15 protein-coding genes are annotated in these 14,986 nt (G+C 68.7%); 5 read left to right on the forward strand and 10 right to left on the reverse strand.

From position 1 onward, the window contains the following. Positions 1-5: 5 nt before the first annotated feature. From ACIGJO_RS10510 to pknB, 3 genes are all read left to right on the forward strand, one after another. Positions 6-1,406, forward strand: a complete 1,401-nt coding sequence (locus ACIGJO_RS10510; protein WP_399955057.1) for an FtsW/RodA/SpoVE family cell cycle protein — start codon at positions 6-8, stop codon at positions 1,404-1,406. Further along, complete coding sequence (locus ACIGJO_RS10515; RefSeq protein WP_399955060.1) at positions 1,403-2,857, forward strand: peptidoglycan D,D-transpeptidase FtsI family protein; 1,455 nt, start codon at positions 1,403-1,405, stop codon at positions 2,855-2,857. The genes ACIGJO_RS10510 and ACIGJO_RS10515 overlap by 4 nt, the downstream gene beginning before the upstream one ends. A gap of 170 nt (positions 2,858-3,027) precedes the next feature. Then, a complete protein-coding gene (pknB, locus tag ACIGJO_RS10520) occupies positions 3,028-4,992 on the forward strand; it encodes a Stk1 family PASTA domain-containing Ser/Thr kinase (RefSeq protein ID WP_399955063.1) in 1,965 nt (654 codons plus the stop codon). 189 nt (positions 4,993-5,181) lie between these two features. Here the strand turns inward: pknB and ACIGJO_RS10525 are convergent, their stop codons facing one another. From ACIGJO_RS10525 to ACIGJO_RS10555, 7 genes are all read right to left on the reverse strand, one after another. Then, complete coding sequence (locus ACIGJO_RS10525; protein WP_399955066.1) at positions 5,182-5,622, reverse strand: hypothetical protein; 441 nt, start codon at positions 5,620-5,622, stop codon at positions 5,182-5,184. 311 nt (positions 5,623-5,933) lie between these two features. Beyond that, positions 5,934-6,662: a class E sortase gene (locus ACIGJO_RS10530; RefSeq protein WP_399955069.1), complete on the reverse strand. Its 729-nt coding sequence runs from the start codon at positions 6,660-6,662 to the stop codon at positions 5,934-5,936. 26 nt (positions 6,663-6,688) lie between these two features. Then, positions 6,689-8,140, reverse strand: coding sequence for a class E sortase (locus tag ACIGJO_RS10535; protein ID WP_399955072.1), 1,452 nt, complete (start codon positions 8,138-8,140; stop codon positions 6,689-6,691). Next, positions 8,137-8,775, reverse strand: a complete 639-nt coding sequence (locus ACIGJO_RS10540) for an aminodeoxychorismate/anthranilate synthase component II (RefSeq protein WP_399955075.1) — start codon at positions 8,773-8,775, stop codon at positions 8,137-8,139. The genes ACIGJO_RS10535 and ACIGJO_RS10540 overlap by 4 nt, the downstream gene beginning before the upstream one ends. After that, positions 8,772-8,960 carry a hypothetical protein gene (locus ACIGJO_RS10545; protein ID WP_399955078.1) on the reverse strand — a complete coding sequence of 63 codons (189 nt, stop codon included), beginning with the start codon at positions 8,958-8,960 and terminating at the stop codon, positions 8,772-8,774. The genes ACIGJO_RS10540 and ACIGJO_RS10545 overlap by 4 nt, the downstream gene beginning before the upstream one ends. A 56-nt stretch (positions 8,961-9,016) precedes the next feature. Next, positions 9,017-9,736, reverse strand: coding sequence for a class E sortase (locus ACIGJO_RS10550; protein ID WP_399955081.1), 720 nt, complete (start codon positions 9,734-9,736; stop codon positions 9,017-9,019). Between the two features lie 19 nt (positions 9,737-9,755). Continuing rightward, on the reverse strand, positions 9,756-10,523 hold the full coding sequence (locus ACIGJO_RS10555) for a DUF881 domain-containing protein (protein WP_399955084.1): 768 nt from the start codon (positions 10,521-10,523) through the stop codon (positions 9,756-9,758). 141 nt (positions 10,524-10,664) lie between these two features. On the opposite strand from ACIGJO_RS10555, the gene crgA reads away from it, so the two are divergent. Beyond that, positions 10,665-10,919, forward strand: a complete 255-nt coding sequence (gene crgA, locus ACIGJO_RS10560; protein WP_266922201.1) for a cell division protein CrgA — start codon at positions 10,665-10,667, stop codon at positions 10,917-10,919. 249 nt (positions 10,920-11,168) lie between these two features. On the opposite strand, the gene ACIGJO_RS10565 is transcribed toward crgA, so the two are convergent. Next, complete coding sequence (locus ACIGJO_RS10565) at positions 11,169-12,080, reverse strand: rhomboid family intramembrane serine protease (protein WP_399955087.1); 912 nt, start codon at positions 12,078-12,080, stop codon at positions 11,169-11,171. Positions 12,081-12,260: 180 nt separating this feature from the next. Next, positions 12,261-12,788 (reverse strand): peptidylprolyl isomerase, encoded by a 528-nt coding sequence (locus ACIGJO_RS10570; RefSeq protein WP_399955091.1) that lies wholly within the window; start codon positions 12,786-12,788, stop codon positions 12,261-12,263. 346 nt (positions 12,789-13,134) lie between these two features. Here ACIGJO_RS10570 and ACIGJO_RS10575 point away from each other — a divergent pair, with 346 nt between their 5' ends. After that, on the forward strand, positions 13,135-13,854 hold the full coding sequence (locus tag ACIGJO_RS10575) for a DUF5324 family protein (protein ID WP_399955094.1): 720 nt from the start codon (positions 13,135-13,137) through the stop codon (positions 13,852-13,854). 55 nt (positions 13,855-13,909) lie between these two features. Here the strand turns inward: ACIGJO_RS10575 and ACIGJO_RS10580 are convergent, their stop codons facing one another. Continuing rightward, entirely contained in the window at positions 13,910-14,494 is a 585-nt protein-coding gene (locus ACIGJO_RS10580) for a DUF2690 domain-containing protein (protein ID WP_399955098.1), read from the reverse strand. Positions 14,495-14,986: the final 492 nt, after the last annotated feature.

Here is a 14,986-nt window from a genome sequence, read left to right on the forward strand (position 1 = left end):
GCACCATGAGCGTTGTCACCAACACGACCACCATCGGCGCGATCGACGCACCGAGCCGTCGCAACACCGAGCTGGCACTGGTTGTATTCGCCGTCTTCATCTCGGTGTTCGCCTACGCCAACGTGGGTCTCGCCCTCAACGGCGAACTGCCCTCCGGCATGCTCGGATACGGGGCCGGGCTCGCCCTCCTCGGCGGCGTGGCCCACCTCGCGGTGCGGCGGTTCGCCAAGTACGCCGATCCACTGCTGCTGCCGCTGGCGACGCTGCTCAACGGCCTCGGTCTGGCGCTCATCTGGCGCCTGGACCAGTCGGAGCGGCTGCTCAGGCTGCCCAGCTTCGCGCCCGCGGCGTCCAAGCAGCTGATCTTCTCGGCGATGGGCGTCGCCCTGTTCATCGGCGTACTGATCCTGCTCAAGGACCACCGCATACTCCAGCGCTACACCTACATCTCCATGGTGCTCGCGCTGATCCTGCTGATCCTGCCGATGTTCTTCCCGGCGCAGTTCGGCGCGAAGATCTGGATCACCATCCCCGGCCTCGGATCCATCCAGCCCGGTGAGTTCGCGAAGATCATCATCGCGGTGTTCTTCTCCGGGTACCTGATGGTCAAGCGCGACGCCCTGGCACTCGCCAGCCGTCGCTTCATGGGTATGTACCTCCCGCGCGGCCGGGACCTCGGACCGATCCTGATGGTCTGGGCGATGTCCATCCTGATCCTGGTCTTCGAGACCGACCTCGGCACCTCACTGCTCTTCTTCGGCATGTTCATCGTCATGCTGTACGTGGCGACCGAGCGCACCAGCTGGATCGTCTTCGGACTGGCCATGTCGGCGGCGGGCGCCGTCGGTGTCGCCTCCTTCGAACCGCATGTGCAGGACCGTGTCACCGCCTGGCTCGACCCGTTCGGCGGCTGGGGAACCCACGCGGCCAGCGAGCAGATGGCCCAGGTACTGATGTCCTTCGGTTCCGGCGGCACGCTCGGCACCGGACTCGGCCAGGGCAACTCCGACCTCATCCTGTTCGCGGCGAACACGGACTTCATCCTCGCCACCGTGGGCGAAGAGCTCGGGCTCGCCGGAATGATGGCGTTCCTCCTCCTGTACGGGCTGATCGTCGAGCGCGGCGTGCGCACCGCGCTGGCGGCCCGCGACCCCTTCGGCAAGCTGCTGGCCATCGGGCTCTCCGGCGCCTTCGCGATCCAGGTGTTCGTCGTCGCCGGCGGTGTGATGGGCCTCATCCCGCTGACCGGTATGACCATGCCCTTCCTCGCGGCCGGCGGCTCGTCCGTCATCGCCAACTGGGCCCTGATCGGCATCCTGCTCCGGATCAGTGACACCGCCCGCCGCCCCGCACCGGCCCCCGCACCCTCATCCGACGCCGAAATGACCCAGGTGGTCCGACCGTGAACAAGCCGCTGCGCCGGATCGCCATCTTCTGCGGGATCCTCGTCCTCGCCCTGCTGATCCGGGACAACTGGCTCCAGTACGTCCGCGCCGACGAGCTGAGCAGCCACAAGCACAACCGCCGCGTCCAGATCGAGCGGTACGCCCACGAGCGCGGCGACATCATCGTGGACGGCAAGGCCGTCACCGGGTCCGTCGAGACCAAGGACAGCGACTTCAAGTTCAAGCGGGTCTGGAAGGACGGGCCCCTGTGGGCTCCCGTGACCGGCTACTCCTCCCAGGCGTTCGACTCCTCCCAGCTGGAGAACCTGGAGGACGGCATCCTCACCGGCAACGACGACCAGCTGTTCTTCGACCGGACGCTGTCGATGTTCACCGGTGACAAGAAGACCGGCGGCAATATCGTCACCACCCTGAACAGCGCCGCGCAGAAGGCCGCGTTCAAGGGGCTCGGCGGGAAGAAGGGCGCCGTTGTCGCCCTGGACCCGCAGACCGGCGCCATCCTGGCCCTCGCGAGCACCCCCTCGTACGACCCCTCCGTCTTCGCGGGCAACTCGCTCAAGGACTCCGACGCCCGGCAGAAGCTCCTGAAGGACAAGGACAAGCCGATGCTCAACCGGGCATTGCGCGAGACCTATCCGCCCGGTTCGACGTTCAAGGTCGTCACCGCCGCCGCGGCGCTGGAGAACGGTCTCTACGACGACATCGACGAGAAGACGAACTCCCCGCTGCCCTGGACGCTCCCGCAGTCGACCACGCCCCTGAAGAACGAGGGCAGCATCCCGTGTGAGAACGCCTCGCTCCGGGAAGCGCTCCGCTGGTCGTGCAACACCGTCTTCGGCAAGATGAGCGACGACCTCGGCAACGAGAAGATGATCGAGCAGACGGACAAGTTCGGCTTCAACAAGGAAGTCTTCATGCCCGTCCGCGCCGACGCGAGCATCTATCCCAAGGACAACAGGCCGCAGAACGCCATGGCGGGCATCGGCCAGGCCTCCAACCGCACCACCCCGCTCCAGATGGCCATGGTGGCCTCGGCCATCGCCAACGACGGCAAGCTCATGCAGCCGTACATGGTCGCCGAGCGCCAGGCGCCCAACCTGGACGTGATCTACACCCACAAGAAGGAGCAGCTCAGCCAGCCGCTCTCGGGGGAGAACGCCCAGAAGGTCCAGCAGATGATGGAGACCGTCGTCAAGAACGGCACGGGAACCAACGCCCGGATCAACGGCGTCACTGTCGGAGGCAAGACCGGTACCGCCCAGCACGGTCTGAACAACAGCGAGAAGCCGTACGCCTGGTTCATCTCCTACGCCAAGACCGGCAACGGCTCCCCGGTCGCTGTCGCCGTCGTGGTCGAGGACGGGCAGGCCAACCGGGACGACATCTCCGGTGGCGGTCTCGCCGCCCCGATCGCACGGGACGTCATGAAGGCGGTCATCGACAGCAAGTAGTGAGACCCGTCACAGCGACCGCCATAACCGGACATCGGGATACCGGTCAGATATCAGCTGACGGGTGCGGGCTGATGACGTAGGGCGTGCCCGGTAGCGTATGCGCGAACAGCGCACCGCCGGACCACACACGGGTGCGGTCGGGACTGACGGAGAGGGCTGGAACAGTTATGGAAGAGCCGCGTCGCCTCGGCGGCCGGTACGAGCTGGGCTCGGTGCTCGGCCGTGGTGGCATGGCCGAGGTCTACCTCGCGCACGACACCCGGCTCGGCCGCACCGTGGCTGTGAAGACGCTCCGGGCGGATCTCGCCCGCGACCCGTCCTTCCAGGCCCGGTTCCGCCGTGAGGCCCAGTCGGCCGCCTCGCTCAACCACCCCGCGATCGTCGCTGTCTACGACACCGGCGAGGACTACGTCGACGGGGTCTCCATCCCGTACATCGTGATGGAGTACGTGGACGGGTCGACGCTCAGGGAGCTGCTGCACTCCGGGCGCAGACTGCTGCCCGAGCGCACGCTCGAAATGACGGTCGGCATCCTCCAGGCACTGGAGTACTCGCACCGCGCCCAGATCGTCCACCGCGACATCAAACCGGCGAACGTCATGCTGACGCGCACCGGCCAGGTCAAGGTCATGGACTTCGGCATCGCCCGCGCCATGGGTGACTCCGGCATGACGATGACGCAGACCGCCGCGGTCATCGGCACCGCCCAGTACCTCTCCCCCGAGCAGGCCAAGGGCGAGCAGGTCGACGCGCGCTCCGACCTGTACTCCACCGGCTGCCTGCTCTACGAACTCCTCGCGGTACGGCCGCCGTTCGTCGGGGACTCACCCGTCGCCGTGGCCTACCAGCACGTACGCGAAGAGCCTCAGCCGCCGAGCAACTTCGACCCCGAGATCACGCCCGAGATGGACGCGATCGTGCTGAAGGCCCTGACCAAGGACCCCGACTACCGCTACCAGTCCGCCGACGAGATGCGCGCCGACATCGAGGCCTGCCTCGACGGACAGCCGGTCGCGGCCACGGCGGCGATGGGCGCGGCGGGCTACGGCGGTTACGACGCCTACGGCAACGACCAGCCCACCACGGCGCTGCGCCAGGCCGATCCGAACAGCGGCCAGACGTCCATGCTGCCGCCGGTCAGTGCCGACGACGGCTACGGATACGACGACCGCCCGGACCGCCGCCGCCAGAAGAAGAGCAACACCTCGACGATCCTGCTGATCGTCGCGGGCGTTCTGGTGCTCGTCGGCGCGATCCTGATCGGCCGCGCCGTTTTCGGCCCCACCGCCGACGACGGCCAGGTGAGCGTGCCGAACATGGTCGGCTCCACGGTCGAGGAGGCAGAGACGCTCGCGAAGAGGTCCGATGTCGTTTTCAAGATCGGCTCCAAGGAGCCCTGCGAGACCCAGGAGAAGGGTCTGATCTGCAGCCAGACGCCGGACAGCGGCAAGATGGAGAAGAAGGGGACCGTCACGGTCGTCGTCTCCACCGGCGCGCCGAAGATCGAGGTCCCCGACGTCCTGGAGAAGTCCGAGGACGGCGCCCGGCAGGCGCTGGAGGACAAGGGCTTCACGGTCGTGGTCAAGACGGTCGAGTCCGCCAAGACGGAGAACACCGTCATCGACCAGAAGCCCGACGGCGGCTCGAAGGCCGCCAAGGAGTCCGAGGTCACGATCACGATCGCCAAGAAGGCGACACAGAATGTGCCCGGCGTGGTCGGCAGGTCCTTCGCGGACGCGGAGTCCCAGCTCAGGAACCTCGGCTTCACCAACATCTCGCGCACCGACGTCGACTCCAACGAGCCGGCGGGCCAGGTCACCGAGCAGACGCCGGCCCGGGACAGCAAGGCGGCGAAGGACGTCCAGATCGTCCTGAAGGTCTCCAAGGGGCCTGCGGTCCCCGAGCAGGTCACCATTCCCGGCGACATCGCGGGCAAGACCTTCCAGGAAGTGAAGGCACAGCTGGAGGCCATGGGACTGGTGGTCGAACTGGGACCGGGCTCGCCCGGCAACCCCAACGCCAAGGTGGTCACGAGCAACCCCGGACCCAACAGCCCGGTGGACAGGAACAGCAAGGTCACGCTCTTCACCGCGCATGACGGCAACATCTTCGGCGGCCCGTCCGGCCGATAGCCGCTTCATCCGCTCAGCCCGGAGCCCCGGTCCACGCCCTCGCCGGCGGGGACCGGGGCTCCGTCGTTGACGAGGACCGCACGGGAAATGTGCCGGCGAATATTCCGGGGCCCACACAAAAAAGCCCGAAGCCGCATCAAACATGTGCGACTTCGGGCCGGAAATCAATGCGCGTAATTGAAGAAAAGCTTAACCGCAGTGGGTGGCCAGACTGCTGTAACTGCCCACATTCCCCGCAGGAGAGGCAATCGCCCCGCCGATCAGAATGCAGCGCCCCGCGGCATTGAACGAGACCGGTCCGGCATAAGAGGTGAACTTGGTCGAGGATCCGAACGGGGGGTCGTAGAGGGCGAGGTCGACCGAGCATCCCTTGCCCGCCGTGCTCCCGGCGACACAGCGCGCCATGTACACGTTCTTGACCGTGGCGGTTCCGGCGCCGCCGGCCGCCGTCGCCACGTTCACGGCACAGTTCTTGCCGGTGGACGAGTCGTAGTAGAGGTGGATGTAGCCATAGACCGTTCCACCGGAGGTCTTCACCGCGTACGAGTCGATCTCGGAGCCGCCGCATCCGTAACCGGCCGCGTGCGCTGCGGGCGAGAAAAGGAGACCACCGGCGAGCATGGCTGCCACCATGGCAATTCTGTCGAATATCCTTTTCACTACTTTCCTTGAAAGTGCCACAAGCTCCGCGCGAACTCTACTGAATCGCACAGCACCCTGCAAGCACTTAACAAAGCACTCCCACCACATGCGAGAAAGGCCGATCTTGCGCAATTTGACAGCCTTATTGCACGTCACATTTGATGTGCGCCGCCGGGAAAACGTCTCTCTACGACTCGTTTTCCCGATTTATGGCGAGAGCCACATCGAGGACGCGGAAGGGCGCCGTGGCGCACCTGCGGGCGGGGCCGCCGCGTCGCTCCGGCGCGGCGGCCCCGTTCTCAGCGCAGCTCCGCCGGCTTCGTACGGTCCTTGTCGACCTTCTCCGTACGCTCCAGCTCGCCCCACACGATGTAGCGGTACTTCGACGTGTAGACCGGCGTGCAGGTCGTCAGCGTGATGTAGCGGCCGGGCTTCTTCACACCCGACTCCTTCGGCACCGGCTCGATCACATCGACGTTGTACTTCGAGGTCTCCGGAAGCTCCTTGTAGACCTTGTAGACGTACCAGGTGTCCTTGGTCTCGAAGACGACCGCGTCGCCCGTGCGCACCTTGTCGATGTTGTGGAACTTGGCACCGTGTCCGTCCCGGTGCGCCGCCAGCGTGAAGTTGCCCTGCTCGTCCCAGGGCAGGGCCGACTTCACCGGGTCCGTGTAGTAGCCGGCGATGCCGCTGTTCAGGGTCTTGGTGTCGGTGCCCTTCTTGACCAGCACCTCGCCGTTCTTCATGGCGGGTACGTGCAGGAAGCCGATGCCGTCCTTGGTGTCCAGGGCGCCCGGACCGTCCGCCCAGCGGTCGCGGACGGTGTTGCCCTGCTTGTCGGCCTCACGGTCGGCGAGCACGTTCGTCCACCACAGCGAGTAGATGACGAAGAGGCCGAGCACCAGCCCCGCGGTGATCAGCAGTTCACCGAAGACGCTGATGGCCGTCGCGACGGGATGCCGGCTCCTGCTCCGTACCGGGGGCGCGGGCTCGTCCGTCCGCTCTTCGTGCTCGGTCCTCGCTGCCACCGCACCCGTCCCTGTCGTGATGATGTTCAGCCCACCAGAGCGTCGGGCTTTCCCTTGCTGCGCGGCCGTTCGTCGACCATCTTGCCCCAGACGATCAAACGGTACGTACTCGTGAATTCCGGTGTACACGTGGTGAGGGTGATGTACCGGCCCGACTTGGTGAAGCCCGAACCGGGCGGCACCGGACCGATCACCGCGACATTGGACGGCGAGGTCTGGGGAAGGACGCTGGCCATCTCGTACGTGTAGTACGCCTCCTGCGTCTCGACCACGATCGGGTCACCGGGCTGCAGCTTGTTGATGTACCGGAAAGGTTCTCCGTGTGTGTTGCGGTGACCCGCCACCGAGAAGTTGCCCTGCTTGTCCGAAGGCATCGCGGTCTTCAGCTTGCCCTCGCCGTAGTGGCCGATCATGCCGCGGTCGAGGACCTTCTCCTTGCTGATGCCCTCGGCGATCGGCGCGACCACGTCGAGCTTCGGGATGTGCATGATCGCGAAGCCCTGGCCCGGCTCGAACACCCCGGGCTTGCGTGCCCCGTTGGCCCAGTCGTCCTGGATCTTGTGCGTCTCCTTGCCGGCTATCTGGTCGGCACGGATGTTGGTCCACCACAGCTGATACGTGACGAACAGCAGCATCAGCACACCCAGCGAGATGAACATCTCGCCCACGACCCGGCTGGCGACGACCGCCGGGCTGTCCTTGGCCGCACGCGCCGCGCGCCGCGCCTCCATCCGTGTCAGGGGAACCGCCGGCACGGCCGGGTCGCCCGCCTCCGCTTCCGGTCCGGGCTGCGGTACCGGACGGCGCCTGCCACGGCCCTTCGCGGCCTTGCGGCGCTCGGCGCGCCCTCCGGTACGGGGTTCGGACGGCAGGGGCGTGGATCCGGAGGCCGGTACGGCGTCCGGATCCGGCACCGCCCCCCGCCCGCCCCCGGCCTCGTCGGCTTCGCGCGGGCGCCGGGTGTCCGCGGTCCGCAGCCCGACGGTCTCGTCGTCCGCCGGGGGCAGATGCGGCACGGGTGCGGCCACAGGGCCGGGCGCAGGGGCGTGAACCGGCCCTGCGGGGGCGTGAACGGGCCCGGGGGCGGCTGCGGAAGCGGGCGTGGCGGCGGGAGTGCGGGCGGGCGGCTCCTGCTGCCCGTACCGGTCCCGTTGGTAGCCCTCGGGGTCGTACCACTCGACCGGGGCCTCCTGAGGCCTCTGAGGCCCCTGGGACACCCCCTGTGGCGCAGACCCGTGCGGCGCCCGCAGATCCGGCTGTTCCTGCCGGGCCTGCTGGGCCTGCTGGGCCTGCTGGGCCTGCTGGGCCGGGATGTTGTCCGCCCGGAACCACGGCGAGGCATGCTGACCCGGCAGCGGATCGTTCAGCGGGTCCGCGAGCTGTTCCACCGCCGCCTCGAACGCGCCGTCGGTCCCGTGCGCTCCCTGCGCGTACGGGTCCTCCTGCCCGGCATCGGGTTCGGGGCGGAGGGGAGTCACGCGGCGGCCTTGCCCACCACCGGCGCGAGCCCTTCCGACCTCGCGACGGCTCCCGCGTCACCGCACTGCTCCAGCCAGTTGGCGAGCATCAGGTGACCGTGCTCGGTGAGCACCGACTCGGGGTGGAACTGCACGCCCTCCACCGCCAGTTCGCGATGGCGCAGCCCCATGATGATGCCGTCCGCCGTGCGGGCGGTGACCTCCAGCTCGGGTGGCAGCGTGCCCGGTTCGGCGGCCAGCGAGTGGTAGCGCGTCGCGGTGAACGGTGACGGCAGCCCCGCGAACACTCCCTTGCCCTCATGGGTCACGGGGGAGGTCTTGCCGTGCAGCAGCTCCGGAGCGCGGTTCACGACACCGCCGTACGCGACCGCCATCGACTGCATCCCGAGGCAGACGCCGAAGACCGGAACTCCGGTGTCCGCGCAGTGCCGCACCATCTCGACACAGACACCCGCGTGCTCGGGGGTGCCGGGGCCCGGCGAGAGCAGGACGCCGTCGAAGCCGTCCTGGGCGTGTGCCGTCGTCACCTCGTCGTTGCGCAGCACCTCGCACTCCGCACCGAGCTGGTAGAGGTACTGGACGAGGTTGAAGACAAAGCTGTCGTAGTTGTCCACGACAAGAATGCGTGCGCTCACCGACCGGTCCCCGCTCCACTGGTGCCTTCGCCGTCGACCGTCACATCACCGAACGGAAGCAGCGGCTCCGCCCACGGGAAGACGTACTGGAAAAGCGCGTAGACGACCGCGAGGAGCAGCACGAGCGAGATGACACCCCGCACCCACGCGTTGCCCGGCAGATGCCGCCAGATCCATCCGTACACGCCGACCCCTCCATTCGGTACGCCACCAGACTAAAGGGCCGGGGCCGGAGCGTGGGTCAGCTGTGGAAAGCCGGTGGTCTGCCGTCCGTCACCGGCCGGGTGGCATCCAGATGCGCCCAGGCGATCAGCCGGTGGCTGCTGCCCCACTCGGGCTCGCAGGTGGTCAGCGTCAGATAGCGCCCCGGCCCGTCGAAACCCGATTTCCGCGGGACGGGGTCGATGACGGCGGTGTCGCCGGGCACGGTCCGGTAGGGCCGGGAAGCGATGCGGTACGTGAACCAGGTCGTCCCGTCCGTCAGCAGCACGGCGTCACCGGTGCGCAGTTTCGGGAAGTCCTTGAACGGGTCCCCGTACGTCCGGCGGTGCCCGGCCACCGCGAAGTTGCCCGTGCCGCCGAGGCGGGCGGTCCCTCTGTAGTGCCCGAGGCCCTTCTGCAACGTCCTGACCTCGGTGTTCTCCAGGACCGGCCACTCCCAGCCCGAGCCGAAGCGGGGGATGTACATCATCGCGAAGGGCTTCCCGCCGCGGTACGCCTCCGGGGCGGGAGCGGCCGGGGCGGCGGGGGCATCGGGGTCGGCCGGAGCGTCGGGGCCGGGCGCGGGGCCGGGCACGGCCCCCTGCGCCCACCGGTTCTGGAGGGTGTCGATCTGCCCCTCGGCCGCGTCGGCGGCTTTCACTCCGGTCCAGAACAGCACATAGGCCACAAAGAGCACGATCAAGGTGCCTACGGTGATACAGAGTTCGCTGAAGGTCCTGACGATCACTCGTACCGTCACCGGCCGGCCTCCCCGGGGCTTACTCCACAGGCTGCGCGTAGTGGAGATCCACTGTGCCCGAGTAACCGGGAAGAGTCACCGCCCCGTTCTCCTCCACTTTCCAGCCGAGTCCGTACGCCTTCACGTACAGCTGGTAGTTCTGGATCGCCGTGGAGTCGTTCAGCGCCTGCCGGAGCCTGCCCGGGTCGCCGACCGCGGTGACCTTGTACGGCGGGGAGTAGACCCGGCCCTGGAGGATCAGGGTGTTGCCCACGCAGCGGACGGCGCTGGTGGAGATCAGCCGCTGGTCCATGACCTGGATGCCGCGGGCCCCGCCCTGCCACAGCGCGTTGACGACGGCCTGGAGGTCCTGCTGGTGGATGACCAGGTCATTGGGCTGGGGATCGGGGTAGCCGGGGTTGGCGGTGGCGTCGGGCGGCGCGTCGTTCAGCGTCACGCTGACGGCTCCGCCGGTGATCTTCGTGGTGCCGGCCGCCTTCTCCAGGGCCTTCAGCTTGGCGTCCTCGGCCCTGGTGCTGCCGTCGTCGCGCTGGGCGAGGGCGTCGATGTCCGCGCGCAGGGCCGCCGTCGACTCGTTGAGCCCGGCGTTGTTCTCGCTGCGCTCCTTGATCAGGTCGGAGAGCTTGAGCAGGGAGGAGTCACTGCGGATGTTGGTGCCCTTGGCCGTGTTGGCACTGGTGACGAAGATCAGTCCGGCCAGGGCGAAGACGGCAGCGGTGAGCCCCCGGACCGGCCACTTGGAGGTGTGCCCGACCGGGCCGTCGGGAGAGTCGGCAGAATTGCTCAACGTACCCTTATCTCCTCAGGCGCCATGGAAGCACTACGCTAACGGACGCCCGGGGGAGGCAGCATTCCCCCTCGCGCCTCGCCCCGGCGCCAGCCACCGATCCCTGCGCGGTCACGCAGCGCATCGACAGGAGAGTTCCTCGTGCCGAAGTCACGTATCCGCAAGAAGGCCGACTTCACGCCGCCGTCGGCGAAGCAGGCAACCAACATAAAGCTGACCAACCGCAGTTGGGTGGCGCCGGTGATGCTGGCCCTCTTCCTGATCGGGCTGGTCTGGATCGTGATCTTCTACGTGACCGACGGCGAGCTCCCGATCGACGCCCTGGGCAACTGGAACATCGTCGTGGGCTTCGGCTTCATCGCCGGCGGCTTCGGCGTATCCACTCAGTGGAAGTAGCGCAAGCCCTGCCCTGAAGTTACCCACAGAGTTATCCACAGGCAGGGGAAAAGGTCAGACGATCTGTGGATAACTTCCACCGAAGTTGACGCCGATGTGACTGCAGCCTCCCTCTTCGAGGGAGGCTGCACCCCTTGTTTCTGCGGGAAAGACCCTACTCAGCGACAACGGGAACACGTGTTCCCCTTGCCGTGCACAAGATCCTGTGCACACTGTGGACAACTTTGCGGACGGGGGCCGGAAAACCGGTCAGGTGAGCGATGCGGTCCTGGCGAGGACGATCCCGAGGACCGCCACCAGCACCAGCGCACAGGTCCCGTACTGCACGGCCGTACGGCGCTCGCGCGGGGCGTGCACCATGCCGATCGCGATCACTGTGCCCGCGATCAGACCACCGACATGCGCCTCCCAGGCGATACCGCCCCAGGTGAACGTGAAGAGCAGGTTCAGCGCGAGCAGCACGAGAACCGGCCGCATGTCGTAGTTCATCCGGCGCATCATGACGGCGGTGGCACCCAGCAGCCCGAAGATCGCACCGGAGGCCCCGAGCGAGCCCTGGTTCGGCGCGGCGATCCAGTACGTCAGGGCGCTTCCGGCGAGTCCGGACAGCAGATAGAGCGAGAGGTAGCGGGCGCGGCCGAGCGCGGCCTCCAGCGGACCGCCGAGCCACCACAGCCCCAGCATGTTGAAGGCGATGTGCATCACTTCCTGATGCAGGAACATCGACGTCACCAGCCGGTACCACTGGCCCTCGGCGACACCTTCGATACTGCCCGGCGGCGGGGTGGGGTCCCAGGCCCGGCCCAGCAGCATCAGATCGTCGGCCAGCCAGGACTGGTCACGCCCGGTGACCCAGACCGCGAGGAACACCGCGAGGTTGATGCCGAGCAGGATCTTGGTGATCAGCCGCGGGTCGGCCGCGACCCTGCCGCCCGCGAGCGTGCGCGGCCGGCTGGCGGCCGGGTGGTGTCCGGTGCCGGTGCCCTGCCGTACGCAGTCCGGGCACTGGAAGCCGACGGAAGCGCTGATCATGCACTCGGTGCAGATCGGGCGCTCGCAGCGCGTGCAGCGGATACCGGTCCCCCGGTCCGGGTGGCGGTAGCAGGTCGGCGTACCGCCGCCGTCCCCGGACGGCATCTGGTCTGCCGGCTGCTGGTCCATCGGTCCTGGCCTGCCTCTCGGTCCTCGTCGTGGCGGTGGCGCACACGCCGCCGCCCTGCACGTCCGCTATGTAACAGTACGGACGGGCAGGGCGGTTGGTTCCCTCCGGGGCGGACCGTCAGCGGCCCTCGTGGACCGTCGGCCGCCTCCGGCGTACGGGCGGGCGTTCCGCGCGGACCGTCAGCGGCTCTCGACGACGACCGACTCGATCACGACGTCCTCCACCGGGCGGTCGGTGCGCGGGTTGGTCCGGGTCGCCGCGATGGCGTCCACGACCTTCTTGCCGGCCTCGTTGGAGACCTCACCGAAGATGGTGTGCTTGCCGGTCAGCCACGCGGTGGGCGACACGGTGAGGAAGAACTGCGAGCCGTTCGTCCCCGGACCCGCGTTGGCCATCGCCAGCAGGTACGGCTTGGTGAAGGCCAGCTCCGGGTGGAACTCGTCGGCGAACTCGTAGCCCGGACCACCGGTGCCGTTCCCCAGCGGGTCGCCGCCCTGAATCATGAAGCCGCTGATCACCCGGTGGAAGACGGTGCCGTCGTACAGCTTGTCCGTGGACTTCTTCCCGGTCGCGGGGTGGGTCCACTCGCGCTCACCCTTGGCGAGCTCGACGAAGTTCCTGACCGTCTTGGGCGCGTGGTTCGGCAGAAGCCGGATTTCGATGTCGCCCTGGCTGGTCTTCAAGGTGGCGTAAAGCTGCTCGGCCACGATCTGCCTTCCGTAAGTCTTCACTGGCGTGCACCGATCCTCGCACGGACCACCCCCGGCGGCGTGCCGTCAGCGCCCGGGAGCGGCGCCCGCGCGAGTCCTGCGGCGCCCCGCCGGGTCCGGCGGTCCCGGCCGGGACAACTGCGGCCGAGTGCCCGCCGAAGCCACGCGCCCGCCGCCGATCCGTGGCATTGTCGTCGGAACGCTCCGCTTGCACCGCATTGCCCCGAAGAAGGCGTTCATGACCCGGATGCCTGCCCCGCATGCCGCTCAGGACCCTGAGAGGCATGATTTCGAATTGGGCGGAAAGGCGGAGTACCTACCCGCCACCAAGGAGGAGGATCCCGTGACCCGCATTGACCGCGTGCGCGCCGCAACCTACTCGGCGAAGGACAGCGCGCAGCACGCCGCGGAAGTGGTGGCGCCTTATGCCGACACGGCCAGGGAACAGGCCGCGCACTATGCCTCGGAGGCGCGCGCACGGCTCGCGCCCAAGGTGACGAAGGCGGCCCACCAGGCCCGTGCCCAGTACGCGTCCCATCTCGCACCGCACATCGAGCAGGCCCTGACCCATGTGCCGCCCAAGGTCGACGAGGCCGCGCACCGTGCCGCGCACCGCACCCGCCGGGCCGCCCGGAGCGCCGCCGACTACACCGTGCCCCGCGTGGAGCACGCGGTGGCCGTGGCCCAGCCCATGGCCGAGGAGGCCACCGCCCGCGGCACGGCGGCGCTGGCCGCCCTGCGCGGACAGGTCACGGCGAAGGAGATCCAGAAGCTGGTCAGGAAGCACGAGCGGCGGGCCAGGGCCGGCCGGCTGGCCAAGAGCGTCGCCGTGCTCGGCATCGTGGCGGGCGGCGCGTACGTCGCCTGGCGGTGGTGGGACAAGCAGGCCAACCCGGACTGGCTGGTCGAGCCCCCCGCTCCCACCGAGGTGTCCGACGAGCGCAACCCGCTGACCTCGGTCGACGGCAGCGGCCGTACGGTGCTCGACCCCGAGGTCCAGGCCAAGCAGGCCGACGCCGAGTCGGGCGACGGGGAGAACAACGGCCTGGACGACCGGCACTGACCCGGCCGCCGCCTTCCGGTGCCCCTGCCCCCCCGGGGGGCGGGGGCAGCGCGGGTCACGAAGCCCGGCCCGTCCCCGCCCCGGCCTCCGGCTTCTTCGCCGCTTCCTCGGTCTCCGGCTTCTTCGCCGCTTCCCCGGCGGGCAGATCCGTGCTGTCGGCCCCGGCACTCAGGATGTGCCCCTTCGGGACCTCCCGTACGACCGTCCCGTTGACCGCGACAGCGGTCGCCTGCGCGGTGAACTCCTTCGGAGCGGGAAGCATCAGCGTGTACTGGGTGTGGCCGGTCCGCACCTTGGCGGTCTGGCGGAGCGTGGGCGATGTCTGGATCTCGACGGTGTCGCCGACCTCCGCCCCGGTCAGCTTGCCCCACACGGTCCGGCAGCCCTGGCTGTAGCGGATCTCCAGGTGCATGGTGCCCGCGAACTGGGACGCCACCGTCTTCCCGCTGTCGCCGCAGCCGGTGGTCTTGGGGTCGAGCCCCGTGCATCCCTCACCCGAACAGCTGGGCGGGGACTTCGGGTCGGCCGCCGCCGTGGTCTGCACGGATGCCGTCGGCGAGCCCGGCGCACCGCCGGCGTCCCCGCCGCCGCTGCCGTCCCCGAGCAGCGCGGTCAGGCCCACCGTCACCGCCGCGCCCACGACGGCGACCAGAACCGACCCGACGAGCGTCGAGGGACCGTGGCGCCGTATCCACGCCCCCGCGCGGCCGACAGCCGCACCGTCACCGTCCCCGCCCGCGCCTCCGGTGCCCCCGCCGGGCTCAGGAGCGCCGCCACCCGCGCCCCCCGCACGCCCGGAGCCACCTGGGCCTCCCGCGCTCCCCGCACCCGCCGGGACCCCTGTGTTCCCCGCGCTCGTCGTACTCCCCGTGCTGCCCTCGTCCGCGTCCCCTGCCGGAGCGCCGGTCCCGTCGTCCGGCAATGGGGTCCCGCTGCCTTCTGCCATTTCTCACCATCCCCATCCCGACCGATGCTCAGCGCCGGCGGCCGCCCGCACATGAGGCACCAGGTCACCTTCCTCGCTTCCTGCAGGATGACTCTTCCCTGCCGTCCGGCTTCCGCCGCACCAACTCCGGCCAACTCCGGCGACCCTCAACAAGCCTCCGCAGAAGCCCTGTTGGCGCCCGGAGGT

Origin of the sequence: Streptomyces sp. NPDC079020 (assembly GCF_044542225.1) — a bacterium.
Classification (GTDB): Bacteria; Actinomycetota; Actinomycetes; order Streptomycetales; family Streptomycetaceae; genus Streptomyces.

What these genes read in the sequence shown, in the direction of transcription:
- ACIGJO_RS10510 (WP_399955057.1), top strand. Translation starts at nt 6, where the DNA reads ATGAGCGTTGTCACCAACACGACCACCATCGGCGCGATCGACGCACCG.
- pknB (WP_399955063.1), top strand. Translation starts at nt 3,028, where the DNA reads ATGGAAGAGCCGCGTCGCCTCGGCGGCCGGTACGAGCTGGGCTCGGTG.
- ACIGJO_RS10565 (WP_399955087.1), bottom strand. Translation starts at nt 12,080, where the DNA reads ATGGACCAGCAGCCGGCAGACCAGATGCCGTCCGGGGACGGCGGCGGT.